This window comes from Streptomyces sp. NPDC030296, assembly GCF_055572815.1.
On the sequence record NZ_JBVICQ010000004.1, the window covers coordinates 212,653 to 238,813 of the forward strand.

Genomic DNA, 26,161 nt, shown 5'->3' on the forward strand with positions numbered 1-26,161 from the left:
CCTTTCGATTACTCGCCGAGCACCGCGAACGCCTCGACCTCCAGCAGGAACTCGGGGCGGACGAGCGCGGTCACCTGCACCGCCGACGATGCGGGGAGCCTGTCGTCGGGGATGTGCTCGGCCCTGGCCGAGCGGATCGCCGGGAGGTGCGCCGTGTCCGTGACGAAGTAGGTGAGCTTGACGACGTCGTCGAAGGTCGCCCCGGCCGCGGTCAGACAGCGCCGCAGGTTCTCGAAGACCTGGCGGGCCTGCGCCGCCGGATCGCCCCCGCCGACGAGCTCGCCGTCCTCGTCGAGCGCGACCTGGCCGGACACGGCCACGAAGCGACCCGTGCCCGTCACGACATGCGCGTACTGGGCGGCGGGGGCGACACCGTCGGGGGCGGCGATCCTGGTCAGTTCACTCATGACCCCATCCTGGACCATGGCGGTGGCAGCGCCCCCGACGGGCCGTCAGGGGCGGTTCAACTCCGGAAGCCCAGCAGGCCGTGGAGGGTCGAGCCGCGTGACGGCGCGGACGCGGCCTTGGCCTTCCGCGGCTTGGGGTCGGGCTGCTTCTTGCACACCGCGTCGGCCTCGCCGGTGCCGCGCGGCACCGTGCCGTCGGTCAGATAGGCGGCCAGATGCCGGTCCAGACAGGCGTTGCCGCTCAGCGAGATGCCGTGGTTCCCGCCGCCCTGCTCGACCACCAGGCTGGAGCCGCGCAGCAGGTGATGGGTCATCACACCGCCCTCGTACGGGGTGGCGGCGTCGTTGGTGGCCTGGAGGATCAGGACCGGTGGCAGCGCGTCGTTGGAGACGTCCACGGGGTCGAGGGACGCCGTGGGCCAGAACGCGCACGGCGCGTTGTACCAGGCGTTGTTCCAGGTCATGAAGGGCGCCTTCGCGTACACCCCCCAGTTGTCGTCACGCCACCGGTCCCAGTCCCGCGGCCAGTGCGCGTCACGGCACTGCACCGCGGCGTAGACGCTGTAGCCGTTGGCGCCCGCGGTGTCGACGGCGGCGAAGTTCTCGTACGCCTCGACGAGCGGGTCGTCGTCCTTCTTGTTCACGAACGCCGCGAACGCGGCGGCAAGGTCGGGCCAGTAGCCGTTGTAGTACCCGCCGGGCATGAAGGTGTCCTCCAGCTCGGAGGCGCCCACCTTGCCGTCCGCGGGCTTCCTGGCCAGCGCCGACCGCATCGCGTACCACTTGCCCTCGACCTTCCGCGGATCGGTGCCGAGCCGGTAGGTCCCGTGGTGCTTGGCGATCCAGGCCATCAGCGCCCGGTGACGGTCGTCGAACGCGTGGTCCTGCTGGAGATTGTTCTCGTACCAGACCCCGGTGGGGTCGACGACCGAGTCCAGCACCGCGCGCCGTACCCGGTTCGGGTGGAGCTTGGCGTACACGGCGCCCAGATAGGTGCCGTACGAGTACCCGAAGTAGTTGATCTTCTTCGCGCCGAGCGCGGCGCGGACGGTGTCGATGTCCTCGGCGGCGCTCACCGTGTCGATGTACGGCAGCACGTCCCCGTACTTCGCGGCGCACGCCCGGGCGAAGTCCTCGGCGCGCTTCAGATTCGCCTTCTCCGTCCTGCCGGTGTCCGGCAGGGAGTTGGGGCGCACCGGAGCGAACTGGGTCGGCCGGCAGTTCAGGGCGGGCCTGCTGGCGCCGACGCCGCGGGGGTCGAAGCCGATGACGTCGTACCGCGCGGCCACCTTCTTCGGCAGGGAGGAGGCGACGTAGCCGGCCAGGGTGAGTCCGCTGCCGCCGGGGCCACCGGGGTTGACCAGCAGCGGTCCCTGGTACTTCTTCGCGGTGTGCGGCACGCGCGACAGAGCGAGCGTGATCTTCCTGCCCCGAGGGTCGGCGTGGTTCAGCGGCACCTTCAGGGAGGCGCACTGGAGGGTCGGATACGCGCTGGTGGCGCACTTCTTCCAGGAGAGCTTCGCCACCGGGGCGGCCGCGGAGCCGCCGCTCGCGTCGGCGGGGACCGCCGTGACCATCCCGGCCAGCACAGCGGCGGCACCGCACAGGGCGGTCGCGCGTTTCTTCATCTGTCAGGTCTCCCAGGACGGAGGATGTCGAGCCGTGCACACCACGGCCTTTGGTCGCATCGTCCCGGAATGAGGGCGCGGAAGAACCCGGTCTGTCATATGTTGACCCGATCGGCGATGAAGGAGCGCCCGGATGACCCCGAACCGGTCAGGGATGTGCTGTCAGAGAAGCGTCAGTTGGGTGGGCGTCGTGTCCGGTGCCTGCTCCGCCGGTGCCGGCTCGGCCGGAGCGAGTCTCCTGGGCAGCCCCGCGCGCCGGGGCCCCATGCCGAACTCCTCGGCCAGTTCGTGGACCTGACGGGTCACCTGCCGCTGGTACCACTTCGGGGCGTACGCCCCCTCCGCGTACAGCCGCTCGTAACGCCGCACGAGGTGGGGGTGATGGCGCTCCAGCCAGGCCATGTACCACTCGCGTGCGCCCGGCCGCAGATGCAGCACCAGCGGTGTCACGGAGGTCGCCCCGGAGGCCGCGATCGCCCGGACGGTGTCGCGCAGCCGGTCCGGGTGGTCGCTGAGGAAGGGGAGCACGGGGGCCATCAGCACCCCGCAGCCGATGCCGTGGTCGGCGAAGGCCCGCACGATGTCCAGGCGGCGCTCCGGCGCCGGTGTGCCCGGCTCGACCGTGCGCCACAGCTCCTGGTCGGTGAAGCCGACGGAGACGGAGATGCCCACCTCGGTGACTTCGGCGGCCTGTCGGATGAGGTCCAGGTCGCGCAGGATCAGCGTGCCCTTGGTCAGGATGGAGAAGGGATTCGCGTGGTCGCGCAGGGCGGCGATGATGCCCGGCATCAGCCGGTAGCGGCCCTCCGCGCGCTGGTAACAGTCCACGTTGGTGCCCATCGCGATGTGCTCACCGCGCCAGCGCGGTGAGGCGAGCTGGCGGCGCAGCAGCTCGGGCGCGTTGACCTTCACCACGATCTGGGAGTCGAAGTCGTGGCCCGTGTCCAGGTCCAGATAGCTGTGGGTCCTGCGGGCGAAGCAGTAGACGCACGCGTGCGTGCAGCCCCGATAGGGGTTCACCGTCCACTCGAACGGCATCCGGGAGGCCCCCGGGACCCGGTTCACGATCGATTTCGCCCGGATCTCGTGGAAGGTCATGCCCCGGAACTCGGGTGTGTCGAAGGTGCGCGTCGTCACCGCTTCCGCGCCGAACAGCGCGGCGTCCCGGGCCGTGGCGGGGTTCTCGGCCAGATGGTCCCAGCGCATGGACGCCTCCTCGGTTGCTCTGCCCTCAGAATAGAACAGACGTTCCCATGATCGTGCGAATGGGCTTTCGAACGTCGTGTGAAGGTCTCGCCGGGAGGGATCCCCCGCGGGCCGCCCACCGCCCTCGCGGCCCCCCGATTTGGGCCGTCCGGCCGGGTGGTGGTTGGCTTTCCGCACATCCCCGAGTTACCAAGTGCTGGAGGAAGTGCAATGGCGCAGGTCGAGGCCACGACGGAGCGAGTCGTCGCGGCGGACGCGGAGACGGTGTTCGACACCCTGGCCGACTACAGCGGCACGCGCGGGAAGCTCCTGCCCGAGCACTTCAGCGAGTACGAGGTGCGCGAGGGCGGCGACGGCGAGGGCACCCTCGTCCACTGGCGGCTCCAGGCCACCAGCAAGCGCGTCCGCGACTGCCTTCTGGAGGTCACCGAGCCCTCCGACGGCGAGCTCGTCGAGAAGGACCGCAACTCCTCCATGGTCACCGTCTGGCGGGTCACCCCGGCCGGCGAGGGCAGCTCCCGCGTCGTCGTCACCACCACCTGGCAGGGCGCCGGCGGCATCGGCGGCTTCTTCGAGCGGACCTTCGCCCCCAAGGGCCTCGGCCGGATCTACGACGCCGTCCTCGCGAACCTCGCCGCCGAGGTCGAGAAGTAGGCGCCCCGAAGCACCCCGCCGCCCCCGCGGCCCGGCCCAACGGGCGGCGCACCGGCGCGCCTTGCGCCCCTCACCGGTTCGAGTGGATCTCCGTCGCGCTCCCCGGGACGCCGTAACTCGTGGCCCTTACCGGCAGTTGCCGCCTGACGCGGGAACTGTGCGGTAGGTGCCACGAGGGGAGCGGTACGGATGAGCGCGACCACACTGCTGAAGGACGAACCGGCCAGCGCCCCCGCGCCGTCGCCGCCCGCCGCGCCCCCACCGCTCGGCAACGGCCGCGTCCGCTCGGTGTTCTGCGCCCTCCTGCTGGTGCTGCTCCTCGCCGCCCTGGAGCAGATGACCGTGGCCGTCGCGCTCCCGCGGCTCGCCGGCGAACTGCACGGCCGGGACCGGATGTCCTGGGTGGTCACCGCGTACCTGCTCGCCGCCACCGTCACGCTGCCGGTCCACGGCAGGCTCGGCGAGCTGTACGGCCGCAAGGGCGTCTTCCAGTTCGCGCTCGTCGTCTTCCTCGCCGGCTCGGCCCTCGCCGGCTGGTCCCGCACCATGGACCAGCTCATCGCGTTCCGCGCGCTCCAGGGCGTCGGCGCGGGCGGTCTGATGACCGGCGTCCAGGCGATCGTCGCCGACATCGTGCCGGAGCGGCACCGCGGCCGGTATCTCGGCGCGGTCGGCGCCGTGTTCGGCCTCGCCTCCGTCACCGGCCCGCTCCTCGGCGGCTACCTCACCGACCACCTCTCCTGGCGGTGGTGCTTCCACGCCAACGTGCCCGTCGGGCTGCTGGCCCTCGCCGTCGTCGCCTTCGCCCTGAAGTCGCCGCGCAGGGAGCCCCGCAGGCCCCGGCGGCGGCTCGACGTGGTCGGCGCGCTGCTGCTCGCCGTCGCCTCGACCTGCCTGGTGCTGGCCGCCGGCCTGGGCGGCACGGCCCACGCGTGGGACTCCCGGGTCGTCCTCGGGCTCGGCGCCGGCGCGGTCGCGGCGACCGTCCTCCTCCTCGTCGTCGAACGGTTCGCGGCCCATCCCCTCATCCCCCTGCGGCTGTTCCGCGACCCGGTCTTCGTCGTCACCGGGCTCGTCGGGCCGGTCATCGGCGCCGCGCTCTTCGGGGCGGCCAGTTATCTCCCCGCCTGGCTCCAGCTGGCCGACGGCGCCTCCGCGACCGAGGCGGGCGTCCTCATGCTGCCGATGACGGCCGGCATCGTCGCCGCGTCGGTCGTCTCCGGCCGGCTCATCAGCCTCACCGGGCACTACCGGACCTACCCGGTCCTCGGCAGTGCCCTGGCCGCCGCCGGAATGTGGCTGCTCTCCCGCCTGGAGCCCGACACGCCCCGGCTGCACTTCGGCCTCTGGACGGCCCTGCTGGGCGCGGGCATCGGCATGGTGATGCCGGTCCTGGTCCTCGCCGTGCAGCACTCCGCACGGCCCGAGGACGTCGGCACCGCCACCCACGCGAGCAACTACCTCCGGCAACTCGGTGGAAGCGTGGCCGTCGCCCTCCTCGGCACGCTGCTGACGGCCCGGCTCGCCGACCGCCTGCCCGCCCGCGCGGACGGCGGAACCGACCCCCGGTTCCTCACCGCCGGGCCCGTCCACGAACTGCCCGCCCCGCTGCGCGCCGCCTACGCCGAGGGCTGGGCCGACGTCCTGCCGCGCCTCTTCCTGTACCTGGCGCCGGTGCTCGTCCTCGGGCTCCTCGTCGCCCTCTTCCTCAAGGGCGACCCGCTGGTCCCGCGCGACGAGGTGCCCGAGGAGGCGGCCCCCGACGTACCGGTCCCCGACGCGCCCACGCCTCCCGTCCCCGGTCCGCAGGACCCCTCGGCCCACGACCCCGGCGCCGCCCCGGCCACCCCCGCCGTCTCGCTGTGCGGCACGGTGCGGCACCAGGACGGCACCGTGGTGCCGCGGGCCGCGCTCACCCTCATCGACGCCGTCGGCCGGCCGACGGGGCGCGGCGGCAGCGGCGAGGACGGGACGTACGCGCTGTCCACGCCCGGACCGGGGCCCTACCTGATCATCGCGGCGGCCGGCGGCCACCAGCCGCAGGCGGTGAGCGTGACCGTCGGGGCAGGCCCCGTCGAGGTCGACATCGTGCTCGGCGGCGTCGGGCGGCTCACCGGGACCGTGCGCACGGCGGACGGCCGGCCGGTGGGCGACGCGACCGTCACCCTCACCGATGTGCACGGCGAGGTCGTGGTGACCACCCGCAGCGGCGCGCTGGGCGAGTACGCCGTCAGCGATCTGCCGGCCGGCGAGTACACCCTCGCCGCCGGCGCCCATTCCCACCGCCCCGCCGCGCTGCCCGTCACCGTGCGGGCCGCCGGCGAGACCCGGCAGGACATCGAGCTCGCCGGGGGCGCCGTCCTGAAGGGCACGGTCCGCGCCGATGGCGGCCGCCCCGTCGAGGACGCGCGGGTCACCCTCCTCGACGCCACGGGCAACGTTGTCGAGAAGCTCACCACCGGCGCCGACGGCACCTTCCGGTTCGAGGACCTGTCCGTCGGCGAGTACACCGTGATCGCGACGGGATATCCGCCGGTCGCGACGGTCCTCCGCGTCGCGGGCGGCGACCCGACGGCACGGGACCTGCACCTGGGGCACGCGGACTGAGACGCGGGGCCGACGCAGGGCCTGTGACGCGGGACGGACGCCGACCAGGGCATCGGGGCGTCCGGGCCGGCCGCCCGGACGCGGCGGGTGCGGCGCGCGGGCGGGACGGCGGTCGGCGACTCCGGGCCGGACGGTGCTGGACCCTGTGCCGCAGGGCACGTGTGGCGAAGGGGCGTGCGGTCGAAGGGGCATACGCGTCGAAGGGGCATACGCGTCGAAGGGCGTGCGCGTCGCAGGGGCGCCGAACGCGTGCCCGGTTGTGCGCCGGAGGCTCCGGGTGGTCAATTCCCGTATTGGCACACCTCGCGACGCTACGCCGCCGTACGGTAGTGAAGGCGCAGCAGATCTTGCGAGCCAGCGAGCCGTGGAAGAAAGGGCCTTGGCCATGGACCGTGGCACCGACACGGGCGCGAACACCGGCCACGGAGCGGGGGACGACACGGTGGGGCGGACCGCGGCCGGCCGTGTCCCCCTGGCCGTGGTCGTCGTCGACCGCGGCGGACTCGTGTCGCACTGGAGCACCGGAGCCCGGCGGCTGTTCGGCACCGCCAAGGAGGACGCGGTGGGCCGCCCCGCCCTGGACCTGCTCCCGGTGTCCGGCGCCCTCCCCGAGGAGTACGACACCCCGTCCCACGCCGCGTACGGCCCGTGCGACGGACTCGGCCCCGACCTGGAGTCCTCTCTCGACGGGCAGCTCTGCTACCCGTCGGCCGGACGGGCCCGGCTCACCGTGCCCGAGGGCGACAGCGGCGGGACCAACGCCGCCGAGGCCCCCGAGCAGCGGCACGGCACCCGGATCGACGTCCTGTGGTGGGCCTACCCGCTCGTCGGGCCCGGCCCGGGACGCCTGCTGGTGCTGGCCGCCGACGCCGAGGCGCTGCGGGGACACCACGACGGGGTGGCCGTCGAGCGCATCGCGCCCGGTTTCGCCCTCCACACCGACTTCCCCGGCGCCGAGGAACTCGCCCGCCGCCTCCCCGAGATCCTGCCGAGCATGAGCGTCGGCGACAGCGCCCGCATCGTCGCGCAGGTCCTCGAACTGGGCTACCCCGTCCTGGAGTTCAGCCAGAACGACCGGGTGCCCGTGACCCCCGACTGGGGTGTGCCCCGGCGCGCGGAACGGCGAAGGCGCCGCGAACGCGCCGCGCGCGCCGTCGCCGAGGGGCTGCCGGTACCGGAGGAGCTGAAGGACGAGGGCGAGGACCTCGAGTACGCCGCCGTACGGGAGCGTCTGGAGTTCCTGAACGAGGTGAGCGGACGCATCGGCACCTCCCTCGATCTGTCCCGCACGATCATCGAGGTCAGCAAGGCCGTCGTCCCCCGCTTCACCGATGTCGCCGGCACCTATCTGCGCGAGCAGGTCGTAGCCGGTGAGGGCTTCCCCGAAGGGGTGCCCGACACGACCACCATGTGGCACCGGGTGGCCCTGGAGCACACGGACGAGCCCGGCCGCTGGGACGACGTCGTCCCCGTCGGCGAGGCCATGCCGTTCCCCGCACACACCCCGTTCTTCCAGTGCATGACCACCGGCGAACCCGTCCTCGTCCCCCGGATCAGCGAGCAGATGGGGCACGCCATCGCCGCGCAGTTCGAGAAGCGCGACATCCGGCCGCTGATCACGGGCCGCTCCATGCTGATCGTGCCGCTGAAGGCCCGCAACGTGGTGCTCGGCTTCATGATCCTGCTGCGCCACCCGGAGCGCGAGGTCTTCGACGACATGGACCGCGTCACCGGCGCCGAACTCGCCGCCCGCGCCGGGCTCGTCCTCGACAACGCCCGCATGTACACGTACCAGGAGAACGTCGCCGAGACGCTCCAGGACAGCATGCTGCCCACCATCGAGGCTCACCGGACGGGCTGTGACATCGCCACCCGCTATCTGCCCGGCACCCTGCTCGGCCGGGTCGGCGGCGACTGGTTCGACTCGGTGAAACTCCCCGGCGCCCGCACCGCCCTCGTCGTCGGCGACGTCATGGGGCACGGGCTCAACTCGGCCGCGATGATGGGCCAGTTGCGCACCGCCGTGCAGACCATGGCGGCCCTCGACCTGCCGCCCGCGCAGCTTCTGCGCAACCTCGACGACCTCGCCCAGCGCCTCGGCGACACCTACCTCGCGACCTGTCTGTACGCCGTCTACGACCCGATCGCGGGCGAGCTGCACCTCGCCAACGCGGGCCACATCCCGCCCGTGCTGGTCCGCGCGGTGGACGGCCGCAGCGAACTGCTCGACCTTCCCACCGGCGCGCCCATCGGGGTCGGCGGAGTGCCCTTCGAGGCGGTGCGCGTCCGCGTGGAACCCGGCGACCGGCTCGTGATGTGCACCGACGGTCTGGTGGAGGTGCGCGGCGAGGACATCGGCGTCGGCCTGGCCACGCTCTGCGAGTCCGCCGCGCACCCGGCCGCCTCCATGGACGCGGCCTGCGACACGATCATCCGTGCCCTCAACACCCGGGGCGGCCGCAAGGACGACGTGGCCCTGCTGATGGCCCGCCTCAACGGCGTCGAACCGGAGGACGTCGCCGAGTGGCGTCTCGCCCGCGACCCCGTCGAGGTGGGCCGTGCCCGTGCCGCCGTCCGTGAACAGCTGTACGTCTGGGGGCTGGAGCCGCTCACGGACACCGCCGAGCTGCTGGCCGGCGAGCTGGTCACCAACGCCGTGCGCCATGCGAGGGGCCGTCGCGTCGAACTGCGGCTCGTCCGGGGCGACACCCTGCTGTGCGAGGTCTACGACGAGGACCACACCCTGCCGACGCTCCTCAGCACCGGCCCCGCCGACGAGTACGGCCGGGGACTGCGGGTCCTCAGCACCCTCGCCCGCGAGTGGGGCACGAGCCGGACCGGCGGCGGCAAGACGGTCTGGTTCGAGCTGACCCTCCCGCGCCGCCGCTGACGGACGGCGGGAGGCGCGGACCGCACAGGACCGCCGCGCCGGTGTTCCCCGTGGGGCGCGAGGAGCGCGGGTACGCGCGCGGGGTGTGGCGCGGTGTGGGCGAAACGGATGCGGGGTGAAGGTACGCCCCCGGGTGCTTGTCCCCGCGTGACGGGCGCGGTAGACCGTTCTGGGCCACCCGTCCGGTGGCCCGCGGCCGCATCCAGGGGGGTTGGGCATGAGCGTGACGAGTCGGTACCGGGACGCCTGGGACGGGTTCTGGCGTGAGGCACCGGACGAGGCGGGAGCCGTGTTCTGGGACGCCGAGCCCGCCCGAACCTCCGCCGTCCATCTGGCCCTCTTCGAGCCGCACCTCACCGCTCTGGACCTGCCCATGGTGGACCTCGGCTGCGGCAACGGCACCCAGACCCGCTACCTCGCCGACCGCTTCGCCCGCGTCGTCGGCGCAGACCTCTCGGCCGCCGCCCTCGACCGCGCCCGCCGCGCCGACCCCGACGGCCGGGCCGACTACCGGCTCCTCGACGCGTCCGACAAGGCGGACGCCGACGCCCTGCGCGCGGACCTCGGCGACGCCAACGTCTACCTGCGCGGCGTCCTCCACCAGTGCGAGCCCGAGGACCGACAGCGACTCGTCGAGACCGTCGCCACGCTGGTGGGGGAGCGCGGCCGGGCCTTCCTCGTCGAACTCTCCGAGGCCGCCAAGCCCGTGCTCATGGGCCTGGCCGGCGGTCCCGCGGGCCCGCCCGCGAAGCTCGCCCCCGTCTTCCGCCACGGCATCGCCCCCGCCGAGGTCAGCGACGCCGCGGTGCCCGAGTATCTGCGCACGGCCGGGCTCACGGTCCTCGCCGACGGCGAGCTGCCCCTCGTCACCACCGAGCACACCCCCGACGGCACCCGGATCGAACTGCCGTCGAGGTGGTACGTGGCCGGCCGGGTCTGACGTCCGACGGGGCTCGTCGCCGCGCCCGTGAGGGGCGGCGCGTAACGTGAGGCGTCATGAAGATCCTCATCAGTGCGGACATGGAGGGCGCCACCGGTGTCACCTGGCCCGCCGACGTGCTGCCGGGTACCCCGCAGTGGGAGCGGTGCCGGGCGATGTTCACCTCCGACGTGAACGCCGCCGTGCTCGGCTTCCTCGACGGCGGCGCCGACGAGGTGCTGATCAACGAGGCGCACTGGACGATGCGCAACCTGCTCTTGGAGCAGCTGGACGAGCGGGCGCAGATGCTCACCGGCCGGCACAAGGCGCTGTCCATGGTCGAGGGCGTGCAGCACGGCGACGTCGACGGCATCGCCTTCGTCGGCTACCACGCGGGCGCCGGCATGGAGGGCGTCCTCGCCCACACCTACCTCGCGAACTCCATCACCGGTGTGTGGGTCGACGGCGTACGGGCCAGCGAGGGGCTGCTGAACGCGCGGGTCGTCGCGGAGTTCGGGGTGCCGGTGGTGCTGGTGACAGGTGACGACGTGGCGTGCGAGGACGCCCTGGGGTACGCGCCCGGCGCGCTCAAGGTCGCGGTCAAGGACCATGTGTCCCGGTACGCGGCGGTGTGCCGCACCCCCGCGCGGACCGCCGCCGACATCCGCGCGGCGGCGAAGGAGGCCGCGTCGCTCGCGGTCCGGCACGAACCGGTGCGGGGCGGGCCCTTCACCGTGGCGCTGGAGTTCGACGCCGAGCACCTCGCGATGGCCGCGACCGTCGTACCGGGCGTGACCCGTACGGGCGAACGCAAGATCGCGTACACCAGCCCGACCATGTACGAGGGCATCCGTACCTTCAAGGCGGTCACGACGATCGTCTCGGCCGCGATGGAGGAGACCTATGGCTGAGCAGACGGCACCCGTGGACGAACAGGCGCTCGACGAGGTCGTCCGGTTCACCTCCGACCTCATCCGCATCGACACCACCAACCGCGGGGGCGGCGACTGCCGCGAGCGGCCCGCCGCCGAGTACGCCGCCGCGCGCCTCGCCGAGGCCGGACTGGAACCCACCCTCCTGGAGCGCACCGAGGGCCGTACGAACGTCGTCGCCCGCGTCGAGGGCACCGACCCCTCGGCGGACGCGCTGCTCGTCCACGGTCACCTCGACGTGGTGCCCGCGCGGGCGGAGGACTGGAGCGTGCACCCGTTCTCCGGGGAGGTCCGCGACGGCGTGGTCTGGGGCCGGGGCGCGGTCGACATGAAGAACATGGACGCGATGATCCTCGCCGCAGTACGCCAGTGGGCCCGCCACGGTGTACGGCCCCGCCGCGACATCGTGATCGCGTTCACCGCCGACGAGGAGGCCAGCGCCGAGGACGGCTCCGGGTTCCTCGCCGACAGCCACCCGGGCCTCTTCGAGGGCTGCACCGAGGGCATCAGCGAGTCCGGGGCGTTCACCTTCCACGACGGAGCCGGCCGGCAGCTCTACCCGATCGCCGCCGGGGAACGCGGCACCGGCTGGCTGAAGCTCACCGCGCGCGGCCGGGCCGGTCACGGCTCCAAGGTGAACCGGGACAACGCGGTGACCCGGCTGGCGGCGGCGATCGCCCGGATCGGCGCCCACGAGTGGCCCCTGCGGCTCACCCCGACCGTGCGCGCCGCCCTCACCGAGCTCGCCGCGCTGTACGGCATCGACGCCGCGCTCGACGACCCCGAGGGCGTCGACCGGCTGCTGGAGAAGCTCGGCCCGGCCGCCGCCCTGGTCGAACCGACCGTGCGCAACAGCGCCAACCCGACCATGCTCGACGCCGGCTACAAGATCAATGTGATCCCGGGGGAGGCCGTCGGCCATGTGGACGGGCGGTACGTCCCCGGCGGCGAGGACGAGTTCCGTGAGACCCTGGACCGGCTCACCGGGCCCTATGTCGACTGGGAGTTCGAGCACCGCGAGGTGGCCCTCCAGGCACCGGTCGACTCGGTGACGTACGCGCGGATGCGGGCCGCCGTGGAGGAGTTCGCGCCCGAGGGCCACGTCGTGCCGTACTGCATGCCGGGCGGCACGGACGCCAAGCAGTTCTCGCGCCTCGGGATCACCGGCTACGGCTTCGCCCCGCTGAAGCTCCCCGAGGGCTTCGACTACGCGGCCCTCTTCCACGGCGTCGACGAACGCGTTCCGGTGGAGGCGCTCCACTTCGGTGTCCGGGTACTCGACCGCTTCCTCAGGACGGCGTAGTGACACCGGGCCCGCCCTCGGGCGGACAGCGGGAATGTGACGACAGGGCCTAGGAAGCCGCGGCCCGGGGAAGGCACAGACGGGGGACGAAAGGAGATGGGGGACAAGGTGCAGACCCTGGCGTACGGTTCATGGCCCTCTCCGATCGACGCGGAGCTCGCGGCCGCCCACGACGGGCACCCCGAGTTCGCGGGGTTCGTCGGCGACGAGGCGTGGTGGACCGAACCACGGCCCACCGAGGGCGGCAGACGCACCCTCGTACGGAGGACCTCCGACGGCACGGAGGAGTCGGTGCTGCCCGCGCCGTGGAACGTGCGCAGCCGCGTCATGGAGTACGGCGGCCACCCGTGGGCCGGTATCCCGCGGGACACCGGGCCCCTCGTGGTCTTCGTGAACTTCGCCGACCAGCGCCTCTACCGGTACGAGCCCGGTGGAGAACCGATTCCGCTCACGCCCGTGTCCCCGGTGGGCGGCGGGCTGCGCTGGGCCGATCCGCAGCTCCACCCCGAGCGGGACGAGGTGTGGTGCGTCCTGGAGGAGTTCACCGGGGAGGGGCCCGCCGACGTACGGCGCGTCGTCGCCGCGGTGCCGCTGGACGGTTCGGCGGCCGAGGACCGCGGCGCCGTCCGCGAGCTCTCCGACGGGGCCCACCGGTTCGTCACCGGGCCCCGGATCTCGCCCGACGGCCGACGCGCCGCGTGGCTCGCCTGGGACCATCCGCGCATGCCCTGGGACGGCACCGAACTGATCGTCGCCGACGTCGCCGACGACGGCACGCTGCGCGGCGCGCGGACCGTCGAGGGCGGCCCCGAGGAGTCGATCGCCCAGGTCGAGTGGGCCGCCGACGGCACCCTCGTGCACTCCAGCGACCGCACCGGCTACTGGAACCTGTACCGGCGCGAGCACGACGGCCGCAACACGCCGCTGTGCGCCCGCGAGGAGGAGTTCGGCGGACCGCTGTGGAGGATCGGCCTGCGCTGGTTCGCCCTGCTGGAGAGCGGACTCATCGCCGTCGTGCACGGCCGGGGCGCCACCGCGCTCGGCATCCTCGACCCCGAGACCGGCCAGATCACGGACGCGGCCGGCCCCTGGACCGAGTTCGCCCCGTCGCTCGCCACCCACGGCGGCCGGGTGATCGGCATCGGCGCCAGCCCGCGCAGCGCCTACGAGGTCGTCGAACTCGACACCGGCCCCGCCGACCCCGGCTCCGCCGGCACCCTCGCCGGCCGCGCCCGGGTCGTCGGGGCCGCGCACGACGACCCGGTCGACCCCGCCCACTACCCCGAACCCCAGATCCGCACCTTCCTCGGCCCCGCCGGACGCGAGATCCACGCGCACGTCTACCCGCCCCACAACCCCGGGTGCCTCGCCCCCGGCACCGAACTGCCGCCGTACGTCGTCTGGGCGCACGGCGGACCCACCAGCCGCGCGCCCCTGGTCCTCGACCTGACCATCGCGTACTTCACCTCGCGCGGCATCGGCGTCGCCGAGGTCAACTACGGGGGGTCCACCGGCTACGGGCGCGAGTACCGCAACCGGCTGCGCGAGCAGTGGGGCGTCGTCGACGTCGAGGACTGCGCGGCCGTCGCCCTCGCCCTCGCCGACGAGGGCACAGCCGACCGCTCCCGGCTCGCCATCCGGGGCGGCAGCGCGGGCGGCTGGACCACGGCCGTCTCCCTCACCACGACCGACGTCTACGCCTGCGGAACCATCCTGTACCCGGTGCTCGACCTCACCCAGTGGGCGTCGGGGGAGACCCACGACTTCGAGTCGCGGTACCTGGAGAGCCTCGTCGGGCCGCTCGCCGAGGAGCCGATGCGGTACGCGGAGCGGTCGCCCGCCGAGCACGCCGACCGGATCACCGCGCCCTTCCTGCTGCTCCAGGGCCTCGACGACGTGATCTGCCCGCCCACGCAGTGCGAGCGGTTCCTGGCCAGGATGGAGGGACGGCCGGTGCCGCACGCGTACATCGCCTTCGAGGGCGAGGGGCACGGCTTCCGTCGGGCGGAGACGATGGTGCGGGTGCTGGAGGCGGAGCTTTCGCTGTACGCGCAGGTCTTCGGGTTGAATCCTCCTGGAATCCCTACCCTGGAGCTCGCCAAGTGACCACGCCCCCGCCGACCCGCCCCCCGGCCCCCGCCGTGACCCCGCTGACCCGGCCCGCCCGCCTCGTGCCCGGCGCCCGGGTGGCCGTCGTCGCCCCCAGCGGGCCGGTGCCCGAGGAGCGGCTCAGCGCGGGGCTGGACCTCCTGCGCGGCTGGGACCTCGACCCCGTCGTCGCACCGCACACGCTCGACCGGCATCCCGACTTCGACTACCTCGCGGGCACCGACGCCGACCGGGCCGCCGACTTCCAGGCCGCCTGGTGCGACCCGTCCGTGGCCGCCGTCGTGTGCGCCCGCGGCGGCTACGGAGCGCAGCGGATGGCCGACCTGCTGGACTGGGACGCCCTCCGCGCGGCCGGGCCGAAGATCCTCGTCGGGTTCAGTGACATCACCGCCCTCCACGAGGCCTTCGCCACCCGGGCCGGTCTGGTCACCCTGCACGGTCCGATGGCCGCCGGTGTCGACTTCCTCAAGAACACCCGCGCGCAGGACCATCTGCGGGCGACCCTCTTCGCCCCCGAGTCGGTGCGCAAGATCACCGCCGAGGGCAGCACCGCCCTCGTCCCCGGCCGGGCGCGGGGCGTCCTGCTCGGCGGTTGCCTCTGCCTGCTCGCCGCGGATCTCGGCAACCCGTACGTCCGGCCGGGCGCGCGGGGTGCCCTGGTCTGCCTGGAGGACGTCGGCGAGGAGACCTACCGCCTCGACCGCTATCTGACCCAGCTGCTGCGGGCCGGCTGGTTCGACGGCGTCGCCGGGGTCCTCCTCGGCTCCTGGGCCCAGTGCGAGCCGTACGAGGGGGTCCGGGCCCTGCTCGTGGACCGCCTCGGCGGACTCGGCGTGCCGACGGTGGAGGAGTTCGGTTTCGGCCACTGCGACGGCGCGTTGACCGTCCCGTTCGGTGTGACGGCCGAACTGGACGCGGACGCGGGGACGCTGACTCTGGACGAGCCCGCGCTGGTCTGAGCCGGCGCCGCTGCGAGGCGTTCCCGCCGGGCGGGGAGCGCCGCCGCGTCGCATCCTGGTCGTATGAGCCCGAAGACCACCGCGTCGGACCGAGGTAGGGGCAGGGCACGCGGGCACCGGCAGTGGGGTGACATGCTGACCCCCGGCAGGGTCACCGTCGGCGTGCTCGCCGTGCTCGTCCTCGTCTTCATCTTCGAGAACACCCGGAACACCAAGATCCGGCTGCTGATCCCCGAGGTCACGATGCCGCTGTGGCTGGCGCTGCTCGGGACGGTGCTGATCGGAGCGGTGTGCGGGGCGTACTGGGCGTACGTCATGAAACGCCGCTGAGGCGGCCGTCGGCACCAGGTCCCCGGCCGGGCGGCGGACGGGGGACGGGGGGCGGCTCGGCGTACCGTAACCGGGTGTCCGAGAACATCCTTCACCTCGCCGAGGGCCCCCGCGTGGGCATACGGCACTTCACCCTCGACGACGGCCCCGAGTTCATCGCGCGGGCTCGGGAGAGCCGCGACCTGCACCGCCCGTGGATCTTTCCGCCCACCACACCCGTCGCGTACGCCACCTACGCGGGGCGGCTCATCGAGGACCCCACGAGGGCCGGGTTCCTGGTGTGCGAGCGGAACGGCGGGGCCATCGCCGGGTTCATCAACATCAACAACATCGTGGAGGGCGCCTTCCAGTGCGGTGCCCTCGGCTACGGGGCCTTCGCCCACGCCGCCGGGCGGGGGCTGATGGGGGAGGGGCTCGGGCTGGTCGTCGAGCACGCGTTCACCGCCCTGGGGCTGCACCGGCTGGAGATCAACGTGCAGCCCGGCAACGCCGCCTCCATCGCCCTGGCCCGGCGCTGCGGGTTCCGGCTGGAGGGCTTCTCACCCGACTTCCTGTTCATCGACGGGGCATGGCGGGACCACGAGCGGTGGGCGCTCACCACACAGATGCGCTCCGACGATCTGGCCAACCGCCGCTGAAATTGACTACGTTGCCGTCGACCCACCGTGTGCACGAGGGAGCGGCAGCCGTCATGGGGGACCTGGGCAAGACCTTTCGCGCGATCGACGTCGGCGACGGCGGGGACGGACGGTGGGCCGCCCACACGCGCCCGCTGTGGTCGCTCGCCGAGAGGTGGATGACCGAGGAGGGCCGCACCCCCGAGGGCGCCGAGCGGGCCCGGAAGCTGTTCGAGACGCACATGCCGGAGCTGGTCCCGTTACTGGACCGGCTCGCCCGGCAGCTCGACCGGCCCGAGGCGGAGACCTTCCTCACCCTGGCGGCCCTGCGCCCCTTCTTCTCGGGCTGCACCCAGATCGGCGGCGCCGGAACCCTGCTGCGCAACTACGACTTCGACCCCGACGAGTGCGAGGGCGTGATCGTCCGCTCCCACTTCCTGCGCCCGGTGATCGGCATGCAGGACGCCGCCTGGGGGCTGCTCGACGGGATGAACGACGCCGGGCTCGCGGTGTCGCTCACCTTCGGCGGGCGGTTCGTCCACGGCCCCGGCTTCGCCGTGCTCATCGTGCTGCGTTATCTGCTGGAGACCTGCGACACCGTCGACGAGGCCGTGGGCAGGCTGCGGTCCATCCCGATCTCCCTCCCGCAGAACGTCACCCTCGTCGACCGCGAGCGGGCGGTCACCGTGTACGTGGGGCCGGACATCGAGCTGACCGAGGCCCCGGACGCCTGCGCCGCCAACCACCAGCATCTGCCGGTGCCCGAGGAGCAGGAGCGGTTCTCCCGGACCGGGCGGCGGCTGGCGGCGGTCCGTGCGGCGGGCGTGGACGTGGCGGCGATGCTCCGGCCGCCGCTCCACCAGACCGCGTACGACGAGGGGCTGGGTACGGTCTACACCGCCCACTACCGGCCCGGCGAGGGACGCGTCACCTACCACTGGCCCGGTGAGTCCTGGGAGCAGTCCTTCGACGCGTTCGCGCCGGGGGAGCGCACGATCCGCCTCGGGCGACCCGGCTGAACCGGGTCCGTCGCGGCGGGCGCCGCCCTCGATCCCCGTGGTGACCGTCGGCGACCTGGGCACCTGGGGCCCGGACGACCTCGCCCGGGTCACCGCGCAGAGCTACGAGACGCCCGAACTCGGCGGCTTCTGGGTGCACCTCGACGCCGGCGTCCTCGACCCGTCCGTCATGCCCGCCGTCGACAGCCCCGACCCCGACGGACTGTTCCCCGGCGAACCGACCGCGCTGCTCGGTCCGTTGGTGACGTCACCGCACTGCGTCGGCCTCGACGTCACCATCCACGACCCCGGTCTCGACCCGGACGGCACGGCGGGGGCGCTGCCCACGGACCTCGTGGTCGACGCCTTCGCGGGCCGGTCCGGGAGCCGAGGCACCGCCGGGGGCTATCCCGGTGCGCGACGGTCGGCGTACTCGTACACCGAGCCGTCCGGGTGCACCGCGATCAGATTGCGGCCGACGGGTGTCGGCACCGGGCCCGCCAGGACCCGGGCACCGGAGGCGGTGAGCACCCGGTTCGCCTCGTCGACGTCCTCGACCGCGATGGTCGCGGTCACCTTCCGCAGCACCTCCAGCTCGGACTCCGGGCCGCTCATCAGCAGGAAGCACCCGATGGCGGCGACCTGGACGCCACCGCGCTCGAAGCGCATCGCCGGTCCGCCCGAGAGTCTCTCGTAGAACGGCACCGCGGCCTCAAGGTCGTCGACGCAGATACGGAGCGTGGTTCCGAGAATCTCCATGCGGAAAAGCCTAGTTGGAAAACCGCCCGGACCGGCCACGCGGGAGATCGTTCCCGACGGCCGGAGCCGGCGGTGCCCGGGTGCGGGCCCGCCCGGGGGCCCGCTCGCCGCGTTACCCGGGGAGGCCGTCGGGTACTCGGGCGGCATGGACCGCTTGGATCATCTGGAACATCTGGACAAGCACCTGGTCGACGAGCTGGCGCTGGTGGCCCGCGAGACCGTGCGGGACGAACTGCGGCAGCAGACCCGCAAGCAGCGTCGCCGGGCCTCGCTCTACGCCGCGTCCGGTGCCCTCGCCCTGTACGCCGGTGCCGCGCTGGCGCTCGCCCTCGGTCTGGCGCTGTCGCTGGGCCTGCCCGACTGGGCCGCCGCGCTGATCACGGCCGTCGTGCTCGGCGCCGTGGCGTACGTCCTGAGGGGCGCGGCCCGTCCCTCCGCGTCCCGGCCCGATGCCGGGCACGGGGTCGAGCGCGCCACCGGCCATGACCATGGCGCCGGCGACATCGCGCCGGGCATGCCGCCGGGTGGTGTGGCACCGGCCGGTTACCCACCGGTCCCGTCCGTCGCCCCGGCCGCCGGGCCGGTGCCGGGTACGCCGGGCGGTGACCCGGAGACGCCGCACCACAGGGCGTGACGCGCCATGGGCGCCGCGCTGTCTGCACGCCGTCGCAGGGCCGTGGTGATCACCGGGGCCAGCGCCGGCGTCGGCCGTGCCACCGCCGTGGCGTTCGCCGCCCGGGGCGACCGGGTGGCGTTGCTGGCGCGCGGACGTGAGGGCCTCGCCGCGGCCGCCGACGATGTCGAGCGGGCCGGGGGCGAGGCCCTCGTCGTGCCCGTCGACATGGCCGACGCCAAGGCGGTGGAGGACGCCGCCCAGCGGGTCGTCGACGCCTTCGGGCACATCGACGTCTGGGTCAACAACGCCTTCGCCGGGGTCTTCGCGCCGTTCCAGGACATCACCCCCGACGAGTTCCGGCGGGTCACCGAAGTGACCTACCTGGGTTATGTGTTCGGAACCCGGGCCGCGCTGCGGCACATGCTGCCCCGTGACCACGGCACGATCGTCCAGGTCGGCTCGGCGCTCGCCTACCGGGGGATCCCGCTCCAGTCCGCGTACTGCGGCGCCAAGCACGCGATCCAGGGCTTCAACGAGTCGCTGCGGTGCGAGCTGCTGCACGACGGGTCGCGGGTGCGGACGACCATGGTGCAGCTGCCGGCCGTGAACACACCCCAGTTCGAGTGGGTGCTGAGCCGGCTGCCGGGACGGGCGCGGCCCGTCGCCCCGATCTTCCAGCCGGAGGTCGCGGCGCGGGCGGTCGTGCACGCGGCCGGGCACGGGCGGCGACGCGAGTACTGGGTGGGCGGCTCGACCGTGGCGACCCTGATCGCCAACGCCGTCGCGCCGGGGCTGCTCGACCGGTACCTCGGCCGCACCGGGTTCGCCTCCCAGCAGGACCGGGGCGAGTACCGCGGGAACGGCAACCTGTGGGTGCCCGCGGACGGCCCCCACGGGCGCGACCACGGGGCGCACGGGCGCTTCGACGCCGAGGCCGGGACCAGGAGCGCGCAGGGCTGGGCGTCACGCAACCGCGACCGGGTGGGCGCGGTGGTCGCGGTCGGCGGGCTGGGGGCCGCGCTGACCGCCGGTCTGCGCCGTCTGGGCCGGACGCCGTCGCGCCGGTAGTGAACAGCCCGGTGGGAACAGCCCGGTAGGAACAACCGGGAACAGCGAGTCCGTACGTGCGCTCGGCCCAGACGATGGGGAGAGAAGGCACCGTCTGGGCCGAGAAACCGGGGGTCCGCCGCGCGTCAGCCCTGGCGGAGCTGCGGCAGCACCTTCGTACGGTAGAAGTCGAAGAAGCCGCGCTGGTCGGGGCCGATCTGACCGACGTACACGCGGTCGAAGCCCGCCTCGACGAAGGTCCGCAGCTCACGGACGTGCTCGTCGACGTCGTCGCCGCACACCGTGTTCTCGCCGACCATCTCCTCGGTCACCAGCGGTCCCAGCTGCTCGAAGTGGCGGGGCGTCGGCAGGATCTGGCCCATCTCGCCGGGCAGGTACTGGTTCGGCCAGAGGCGGTGGGCCGTACGGACGGCCTCCTCGCGGTCCTGGCCCCAGCACACCTTCGTACCGCCGCTGACGAGCTTGCCGCCCCCGCCGCCCTTGCGGTACTGGGTCACCATCTCCTCGTCCGGACCCATCGTGATGAAGCCGTCGCCGACGCGCGCCGCCAGCCCGGCGGCCTTGGGTCCGAACCCGGAGATGTCGATCGGGACGGGCTCGTCGGGAACCGTGTAGAGGCGGGCGTTCTCCACGGTGTAGTGGGGCCCGTGGTGGGTGACCTCCTCGCCGGTGAACAGGCGCCGCATGATCTGGATGGACTCCTCCAGCATCTCCAGGCGCACGTTCGCCGGCGGCCAGTGCGTGCCGAGGATGTGCTCGTTGAGTGCCTCGCCCGAGCCGAGGCCGAGCCGGAACCGGCCCCCGGTCATCACCGCGCTGGTCGCCGCGGCCTGCGCCACCACCGCCGGGTGGATCCGGACGGTCGGGCAGGTCACCGCCGTCTCGACCGGCAGCGACACGGCCTCCGAGAGGGCGCCGATCACCGACCACACGAACGGGCTCTGGCCCTGTTCGTCGTTCCACGGGTGGTAGTGGTCCGAGATCCACAGGCAGTCGAATCCGGCCTGCTCGGCCATCCTCGCCTGCTCGATGAGGTCAGCGGGACCGAACTCCTCGGTCGCCAGGAAGTAGCCGAACTCGGGCATGGGGGGTTTCCTCCGCTGGTGCGGGTCAGGTCGCGGTCCGGGTACCCGGAGGTCACGGTGGAAACCCCCGGCCTCGCCGGCCCCCGCCGGTTTGGGCGCCCCTGCCAGGGGGACGCGATAGGCCCGTACGGCGCGGGCCCAAAGGCCCGAGATGGAGGCCGTACGCCCAGATCCGACCATCGAGGACTCCACGACCGAGGACTCCGTACGCGCGACCCCGCCGGAGGCGAACCGTGAGTCGACCCCGCATCGTGATCGTCGGTGCCGGCTTCGCCGGCTACCGGACGGCCCGCACCCTGGAGCGGCTGACCCGGAACAAGGCCGACATCACCCTGCTGAACCCGACCGACTACTTCCTGTATCTGCCCCTGCTGCCCCAGGTCGCCGCCGGCATCCTGGAACCGCGCCGGGTCACCGTCTCCCTCACCGGTACCCTGCGCCACACGCGCCTGGTGCTCGGCGAGGCCGACGAGATCGATCTGGACGCGCGCACCGTGCGCTACGCCGACCCCGAGGGCGGTGTCGGCACCCTGACCTACGACCGGCTGGTGCTCGCCGCCGGCAGCGTCAACAAACTGCTGCCCATTCCCGGCGTCGCCGAGCACGCCCACGGCTTCCGCGGCCTGCCGGAGGCGCTGTACCTGCGCGACCACGTCACCCGGCAGGTCGAGCTGGCCGCCGGCTCCGAGGACCCCAAGGCCTGCCGCTCGCGCTGCACCTTCGTGGTGGTCGGCGCCGGGTACACCGGCACCGAAGTGGCCGCCCAGGGGCAGCTGTTCACCGATCAGCTGGTGCGGGGGCAGCCGCGCTGGGACGGGGTGCGGCCCCGCTGGATGCTGCTCGACATCGCCGAGCGGGTGATGCCCGAGATGGACGAGAAGCTGTCGGCGACCGCCGACCGGGTGCTGCGGCAGCGGGGCGTCGACGTGCGGATGGGGACCTCCGTGAAGGAGGCGACGCCCAACGGAGTGCTGCTGACCGACGGGGAGTTCGTCGACACCCGCACCGTGGTGTGGTGCGTGGGCGTACGGCCCGATCCGCTCGCCGAGTCGCTCGGGCTGCCCATGGAACGCGGCCGGCTGCTCGTCGAGCCCACGCTCCAGGTGCCCGGTCGCCCCGAGGTGTTCGCCTGCGGGGACGCGGCCGCCGTGCCCGATCTCACCAAGCCCGGCTCGTACACGCCGATGACCGCCCAGCACGCCTGGCGGCAGGGCAAGGTCGCGGCCCTCAACGTGGCCGCCTCCCTCGGCCGCGGCGAGCCGAAGCCGTACCGCCACAGCGACCTGGGCTTCGTCGTGGACCTCGGCGGGGTGAAGGCCGCCGCCAACCCCCTCGGCATCCCCCTGTCCGGCCCCGTCGCCGGAGCCGTCACCCGCGGCTACCACCTGGCCGCGATGCCCGGTAACCGCATCCGCGTCGCCGCCGACTGGCTCCTCGACGCGGTCCTGCCCCGCCAGGGCGTCCAACTCGGCCTCGTCCGCTCCTGGTCGGTCCCCCTGGACACGGACTCCCCGGAACTGGCGAAGGTACCCGGTGCCCCGGCGAAGCCCGGGCCGGACGGACACGGGAGCGCCTCCGGGAGCACGGGCACGGCCGCCTCCGGGAAGCCGGGCACGGCCCGGGAGAAGACCCCGGAGCCGACCGGGGCGGCACGCGGCCGGGGGACGCCGGAGCGGACCGACACCTCGCACAAGCCCGCATCGGGTGCGGAAGGAGACTCATGAACAGCCGTCAACTGAACGAGCTGGCCCAGCAGTTGCGCGTCGACAGCATCCGCTGCTCGGCGGCGGCCGGGTCCGGGCACCCCACGTCGTCGATGTCGGCGGCGGAACTGATGGCGGTGCTGACGGCCCGGCACTTCCGCTACGACTTCGAGCGGCCCGAGCACCCCGGCAACGACCGCTTCGTGCTGTCGAAGGGCCACGCCTCGCCCCTGCTGTACGCGGCGTACAAGGCGGTCGGGGCCATCAACGAGACGGAGCTGATGACCTACCGCAAGCTGGGCAGCCGCCTCGAAGGGCACCCCACGCCGCGCCGCCTGCCCTGGGTGGAGACGGCCACCGGGTCCCTCGGCCAGGGCCTGCCCGTGGCCGTCGGCATCGCGCTCGCCGGGAAGCGGCTGGACCGCACCGGCTACCGGGTCTGGGTGATGTGCGGGGACAGCGAACTCGCCGAGGGCTCCGTCTGGGAGGCCGCCGAGCACGCCGCGTACGAGCACCTCGACAACCTGACCGCGATCGTCGACGTCAACCGGCTCGGCCAGCGCGGCCCCACCCGGCACGGCCACGACCTGGACGCCTACGCCCGCCGCTTCGCCGCCTTCGGCTGGCACACGATCGAGATCGACGGCCATGACGTGGACGCCGTCGACCGCGCCTATGGCGAGGCCGCGTCCACCAAGGGCCAGCCCACCGTGATCCTCGCCCGCACCCTCAAGGGCAAGGGCGTCGAGGCCGTCCAGGACCGCGAAGGGCTGCACGGCAAGCCCCTCAAGGACGCCGACGAGGCGATCGCCGAACTCGGCGGCCCGCGCGACCTCCGCGTCGAGGCGCCCGAACCGCCCGCCGCGCGGATGCTGCACGCCGTACGGACCGGGCACCTCGAGCTGCCCCGCTACGACCTCGGCGACGAGGTGGCCACCCGTGACGCCTTCGGGCAGGCGCTCGCCGCGCTGGGCGGCGCCCGCGGCGACGTCGTCGCCCTGGACGGCGAGGTCGGTGACTCCACCCGTACCGAGTTCTTCGCCAAGGAACACCCCGACCGGTTCTTCGAGTGCTACATCGCCGAACAGCAACTCGTGGCCGCGTCGGTGGGGCTCGCCTCGCGCGGCTGGGTGCCGTTCGCCTCGACGTTCGCCGCGTTCTTCACCCGTGCCCATGACTTCGTCCGCATGGCCTCGATCAGCGGGGCCGGGATCAATCTCGCCGGCTCGCACGCCGGGGTCGCGATCGGCCGGGACGGGCCCTCGCAGATGGGCCTGGAGGACCTGGCGATGATGCGCGCCGTGCACGGCTCGACCGTGCTGTACCCGTGCGACGCCAACCAGACCGCCAAGCTCGTCGGCACCATGGCCGACCTCGAAGGCGTCCGCTATCTGCGCACGTCCAGGGGCGAGACCCCCGTCGTCTACAGCCCGACCGAGGACTTCCCCGTCGGCGGCAGCAAGGTGCTGCGCGCCTCGGACGACGACCGGCTGACCGTCGTCGCCGCCGGGACCACCGTCCACGAGGCGCTCAAGGCCGCCGACGCGCTGGGCCGCGAGGGCATCCCGATCCGGGTGATCGACCTCTACTCGGTCAAGCCCGTCGACCGCCGCACCCTGCGGGAGGCCGCGGAGCGCACCGGCTGCCTCCTCACCGTCGAGGACCACCACCCGGAGGGCGGCCTCGGCGACGCGGTCCTGGAGGCTTTCGCCGACGGGCGCCCGGTGCCCCGCCTGGTGCGCCTCGCGGTGCGGGACATGCCGGGCTCGGCCTCCCCCGAGGAGCAGCTGCACGAGGCGGGCATCGACGCGGAGGCGATCGCGGCGGCCGGCCGCCTCCTGGTGGAGCACGCGATCGCGCGCTGACCGGCGCGGCGTGAACGGTCCGTACGGAGTGAGGAGTTGACCATGGGGGCGGCACGCACCCTGCGGGTCGGTCGGCGCGGCGTGGAGATCCACCGCCCCGAGAAGGTGCTCTTCCCCGCGGACGGCGGTGGGCAGGGCCAGGGCGGCGGCAAGGAGTACACCAAGGGTGACCTCGTGGCGTACTACCGGGCCGTCGCCCCCTTCATGCTGCCGCATCTGCGCGGGCGCCCGCTGATGCTGGAACGGCACCCCGATGGCCTCGGCGGCCCCACCTTCATGCAGAAGAACACCCCCGACCACTATCCCGACTGGATCGAGCGGGTGGAGGTGGCCAAGGAGGGCGGCACGGTCGTCCACACGGTCTGCGACGACACCGCCACCCTCGTCTACCTCGCCGACCAGGCCTGCGTCACCCTGCACCGCTGGCTCTCCCGGTCGGGCCGGATCGACCGGCCCGACCGGATGGTCCTCGACCTCGACCCGGCCGAGGACGACTTCGACCAGGTCCGCCGGGCGGCCCGCGACGTCAAGGAACTGCTCGACGAGCTGCGGCTGCCGTCGGCGCCGATGACCACCGGCTCCAAGGGCCTGCACGTGGTCGTGCCGCTGAACGGGCACGACGACTTCGACGCGGTGCGCGACGTCGCCCGGGAGATCGCCGAGGAACTGGTCCGCGCCCGCCCCGAGCGGCTCACCACCGCCGTCCGCAAGAAGGACCGGGGAGGGCGCCTCTACCTCGACATCCAGCGCAACGCCTACGCCCAGACCGCGGTCGTCCCCTTCACCGTACGGGCCCGCCCCGGCGCCCCCGTCGCCACACCGATCAGCTGGGAGCAGCTCGACGACCCCGCCGTCGACGCGCGCCGCTGGACGATCGAGGACGCCGTCGACCAGGCCCGCACCGACCCATGGGCCGGGGTGATGCGCCGGGCCCGCGCCCTCGGCCCCGCCCGACGGCGGCTCCGCACGCTGCGCGGTTGAGACCGTACGCACCCGGAAGGTTTGGCCAACGGCCGGAGGGCCACTCGGTGTTCGAGGTGGCCATGTCGAACACATCCAGCACATCCAAGACGCAGCGTTCACAGAAAAGTCAGACATCGCAGAAGAACCAGACATCACAGGAAGCGGACGAACCGGAGGGGCGGGAGTCGTCCGGGTCTTCCCGGGACGAGGCGGCCGAGAGCCGTCCCACCCCCATGCAGGTACTGCGCCACGCGCGGACCCAGCTCGCGGAGCTGACCGGCATGGCGCCCGAGTCCGTGTCGTCGTTCGAACAGACCGAGGACGGCTGGACGTTGGAGGTCGAGGTCCTGGAGATGGCCAGGGTCCCCGACACCATGAGCCTGCTCGCGAGCTACCAGGTGGAGCTCGACGCGGACGGTGAGCTCACCGGTTACCGGCGCGTCCGCCGCTACGAACGCGGGAGGGCCGACCCACGTCGTTCCGGCGGCCGCTAGGCCGTCGTCCGGCACCGGCATCCCCGGACACCGGCATCACAAGACACGG

22 protein-coding genes and 1 pseudogene are annotated in these 26,161 nt (G+C 73.3%); 18 read left to right on the forward strand and 5 right to left on the reverse strand.

The annotated features are described in order from the left end of the window. Positions 1 to 8: 8 nt before the first annotated feature. The 3 genes from ACZ4Z3_RS12900 to ACZ4Z3_RS12910 all read right to left on the reverse strand — a co-directional run bounded on the left by ACZ4Z3_RS12900 (position 9) and on the right by ACZ4Z3_RS12910 (position 3,241). Positions 9 to 407, reverse strand: a complete 399-nt coding sequence (locus ACZ4Z3_RS12900; protein WP_468501000.1) for a RidA family protein — start codon at positions 405 to 407, stop codon at positions 9 to 11. Between the two features lie 56 nt (positions 408 to 463). After that, positions 464 to 2,035, reverse strand: a complete 1,572-nt coding sequence (locus ACZ4Z3_RS12905; RefSeq protein ID WP_468501001.1) for an alpha/beta hydrolase — start codon at positions 2,033 to 2,035, stop codon at positions 464 to 466. Between the two features lie 162 nt (positions 2,036 to 2,197). Further along, positions 2,198 to 3,241 (reverse strand): Rv2578c family radical SAM protein, encoded by a 1,044-nt coding sequence (locus tag ACZ4Z3_RS12910; protein ID WP_468501002.1) that lies wholly within the window; start codon positions 3,239 to 3,241, stop codon positions 2,198 to 2,200. A 210-nt stretch (positions 3,242 to 3,451) separates the two neighbouring features. On the opposite strand from ACZ4Z3_RS12910, the gene ACZ4Z3_RS12915 reads away from it, so the two are divergent. The 12 genes and pseudogenes from ACZ4Z3_RS12915 to ACZ4Z3_RS12970 form a co-directional block, all read left to right on the forward strand. Then, positions 3,452 to 3,895, forward strand: a complete 444-nt coding sequence (locus ACZ4Z3_RS12915) for an SRPBCC family protein (protein ID WP_055541330.1) — start codon at positions 3,452 to 3,454, stop codon at positions 3,893 to 3,895. A gap of 189 nt (positions 3,896 to 4,084) precedes the next feature. Further along, positions 4,085 to 6,502, forward strand: coding sequence for an MFS transporter (locus ACZ4Z3_RS12920; protein ID WP_468501003.1), 2,418 nt, complete (start codon positions 4,085 to 4,087; stop codon positions 6,500 to 6,502). Positions 6,503 to 6,887: 385 nt separating this feature from the next. Continuing rightward, a complete protein-coding gene (locus ACZ4Z3_RS12925; protein ID WP_468501004.1) occupies positions 6,888 to 9,392 on the forward strand; it encodes a SpoIIE family protein phosphatase in 2,505 nt (834 codons plus the stop codon). Positions 9,393 to 9,609: 217 nt separating this feature from the next. Then, on the forward strand, positions 9,610 to 10,332 hold the full coding sequence (locus ACZ4Z3_RS12930; protein WP_468501005.1) for a methyltransferase domain-containing protein: 723 nt from the start codon (positions 9,610 to 9,612) through the stop codon (positions 10,330 to 10,332). Between the two features lie 56 nt (positions 10,333 to 10,388). Continuing rightward, positions 10,389 to 11,222 carry a M55 family metallopeptidase gene (locus ACZ4Z3_RS12935; protein ID WP_055513316.1) on the forward strand — a complete coding sequence of 278 codons (834 nt, stop codon included), beginning with the start codon at positions 10,389 to 10,391 and terminating at the stop codon, positions 11,220 to 11,222. After that, positions 11,215 to 12,546: a M20/M25/M40 family metallo-hydrolase gene (locus ACZ4Z3_RS12940; protein WP_468501006.1), complete on the forward strand. Its 1,332-nt coding sequence runs from the start codon at positions 11,215 to 11,217 to the stop codon at positions 12,544 to 12,546. Before ACZ4Z3_RS12935 ends, ACZ4Z3_RS12940 begins: the two co-directional genes overlap by 8 nt. Positions 12,547 to 12,642: 96 nt before the next feature. Beyond that, entirely contained in the window at positions 12,643 to 14,652 is a 2,010-nt protein-coding gene (locus ACZ4Z3_RS12945; RefSeq protein WP_468501007.1) for a prolyl oligopeptidase family serine peptidase, read from the forward strand. A gap of 35 nt (positions 14,653 to 14,687) precedes the next feature. Further along, positions 14,688 to 15,614 carry a S66 peptidase family protein gene (locus ACZ4Z3_RS12950; protein WP_468501427.1) on the forward strand — a complete coding sequence of 309 codons (927 nt, stop codon included), beginning with the start codon at positions 14,688 to 14,690 and terminating at the stop codon, positions 15,612 to 15,614. A 63-nt stretch (positions 15,615 to 15,677) separates the two neighbouring features. Then, complete coding sequence (locus ACZ4Z3_RS12955; RefSeq protein ID WP_468501008.1) at positions 15,678 to 15,944, forward strand: LapA family protein; 267 nt, start codon at positions 15,678 to 15,680, stop codon at positions 15,942 to 15,944. Positions 15,945 to 16,018: 74 nt separating this feature from the next. Next, positions 16,019 to 16,582 carry a GNAT family N-acetyltransferase gene (locus tag ACZ4Z3_RS12960; protein ID WP_468501009.1) on the forward strand — a complete coding sequence of 188 codons (564 nt, stop codon included), beginning with the start codon at positions 16,019 to 16,021 and terminating at the stop codon, positions 16,580 to 16,582. Between the two features lie 53 nt (positions 16,583 to 16,635). Then, positions 16,636 to 17,580, forward strand: a complete 945-nt coding sequence (locus ACZ4Z3_RS12965) for a C45 family autoproteolytic acyltransferase/hydolase (protein ID WP_468501010.1) — start codon at positions 16,636 to 16,638, stop codon at positions 17,578 to 17,580. 31 nt (positions 17,581 to 17,611) lie between these two features. After that, positions 17,612 to 17,932, forward strand: a pseudogene (locus tag ACZ4Z3_RS12970) (arginase family protein); the annotation flags it as partial. A gap of 32 nt (positions 17,933 to 17,964) precedes the next feature. On the opposite strand, the gene ACZ4Z3_RS12975 reads toward ACZ4Z3_RS12970, so the two are convergent. Next, positions 17,965 to 18,318, reverse strand: a complete 354-nt coding sequence (locus ACZ4Z3_RS12975; protein ID WP_468501011.1) for a VOC family protein — start codon at positions 18,316 to 18,318, stop codon at positions 17,965 to 17,967. 145 nt (positions 18,319 to 18,463) lie between these two features. Between ACZ4Z3_RS12975 and ACZ4Z3_RS12980 the strand changes: the two genes are divergently transcribed. After that, positions 18,464 to 18,952 (forward strand): phage holin family protein, encoded by a 489-nt coding sequence (locus ACZ4Z3_RS12980; RefSeq protein WP_468501012.1) that lies wholly within the window; start codon positions 18,464 to 18,466, stop codon positions 18,950 to 18,952. Positions 18,953 to 18,958: 6 nt separating this feature from the next. Further along, a complete protein-coding gene (locus ACZ4Z3_RS12985; RefSeq protein ID WP_468501013.1) occupies positions 18,959 to 20,002 on the forward strand; it encodes an SDR family oxidoreductase in 1,044 nt (347 codons plus the stop codon). Positions 20,003 to 20,127: 125 nt separating this feature from the next. Here the strand turns inward: ACZ4Z3_RS12985 and ACZ4Z3_RS12990 are convergent, their stop codons facing one another. Beyond that, a complete protein-coding gene (locus ACZ4Z3_RS12990) occupies positions 20,128 to 21,087 on the reverse strand; it encodes an LLM class F420-dependent oxidoreductase (RefSeq protein WP_468501014.1) in 960 nt (319 codons plus the stop codon). 233 nt (positions 21,088 to 21,320) lie between these two features. On the opposite strand from ACZ4Z3_RS12990, the gene ACZ4Z3_RS12995 reads away from it, so the two are divergent. The 4 genes from ACZ4Z3_RS12995 (at position 21,321) to ACZ4Z3_RS13010 (ending at position 26,112) form a co-directional block, all read left to right on the forward strand. Then, a complete protein-coding gene (locus ACZ4Z3_RS12995; RefSeq protein ID WP_468501015.1) occupies positions 21,321 to 22,811 on the forward strand; it encodes an NAD(P)/FAD-dependent oxidoreductase in 1,491 nt (496 codons plus the stop codon). Then, a complete protein-coding gene (locus tag ACZ4Z3_RS13000) occupies positions 22,808 to 24,655 on the forward strand; it encodes a transketolase (RefSeq protein WP_468501016.1) in 1,848 nt (615 codons plus the stop codon). Before ACZ4Z3_RS12995 ends, ACZ4Z3_RS13000 begins: the two co-directional genes overlap by 4 nt. A gap of 42 nt (positions 24,656 to 24,697) precedes the next feature. Beyond that, positions 24,698 to 25,636, forward strand: a complete 939-nt coding sequence (gene ligD, locus ACZ4Z3_RS13005; RefSeq protein ID WP_468501017.1) for a non-homologous end-joining DNA ligase — start codon at positions 24,698 to 24,700, stop codon at positions 25,634 to 25,636. A gap of 62 nt (positions 25,637 to 25,698) precedes the next feature. Next, positions 25,699 to 26,112 (forward strand): gas vesicle protein GvpO, encoded by a 414-nt coding sequence (locus tag ACZ4Z3_RS13010; RefSeq protein ID WP_468501018.1) that lies wholly within the window; start codon positions 25,699 to 25,701, stop codon positions 26,110 to 26,112. Positions 26,113 to 26,161: the final 49 nt, after the last annotated feature.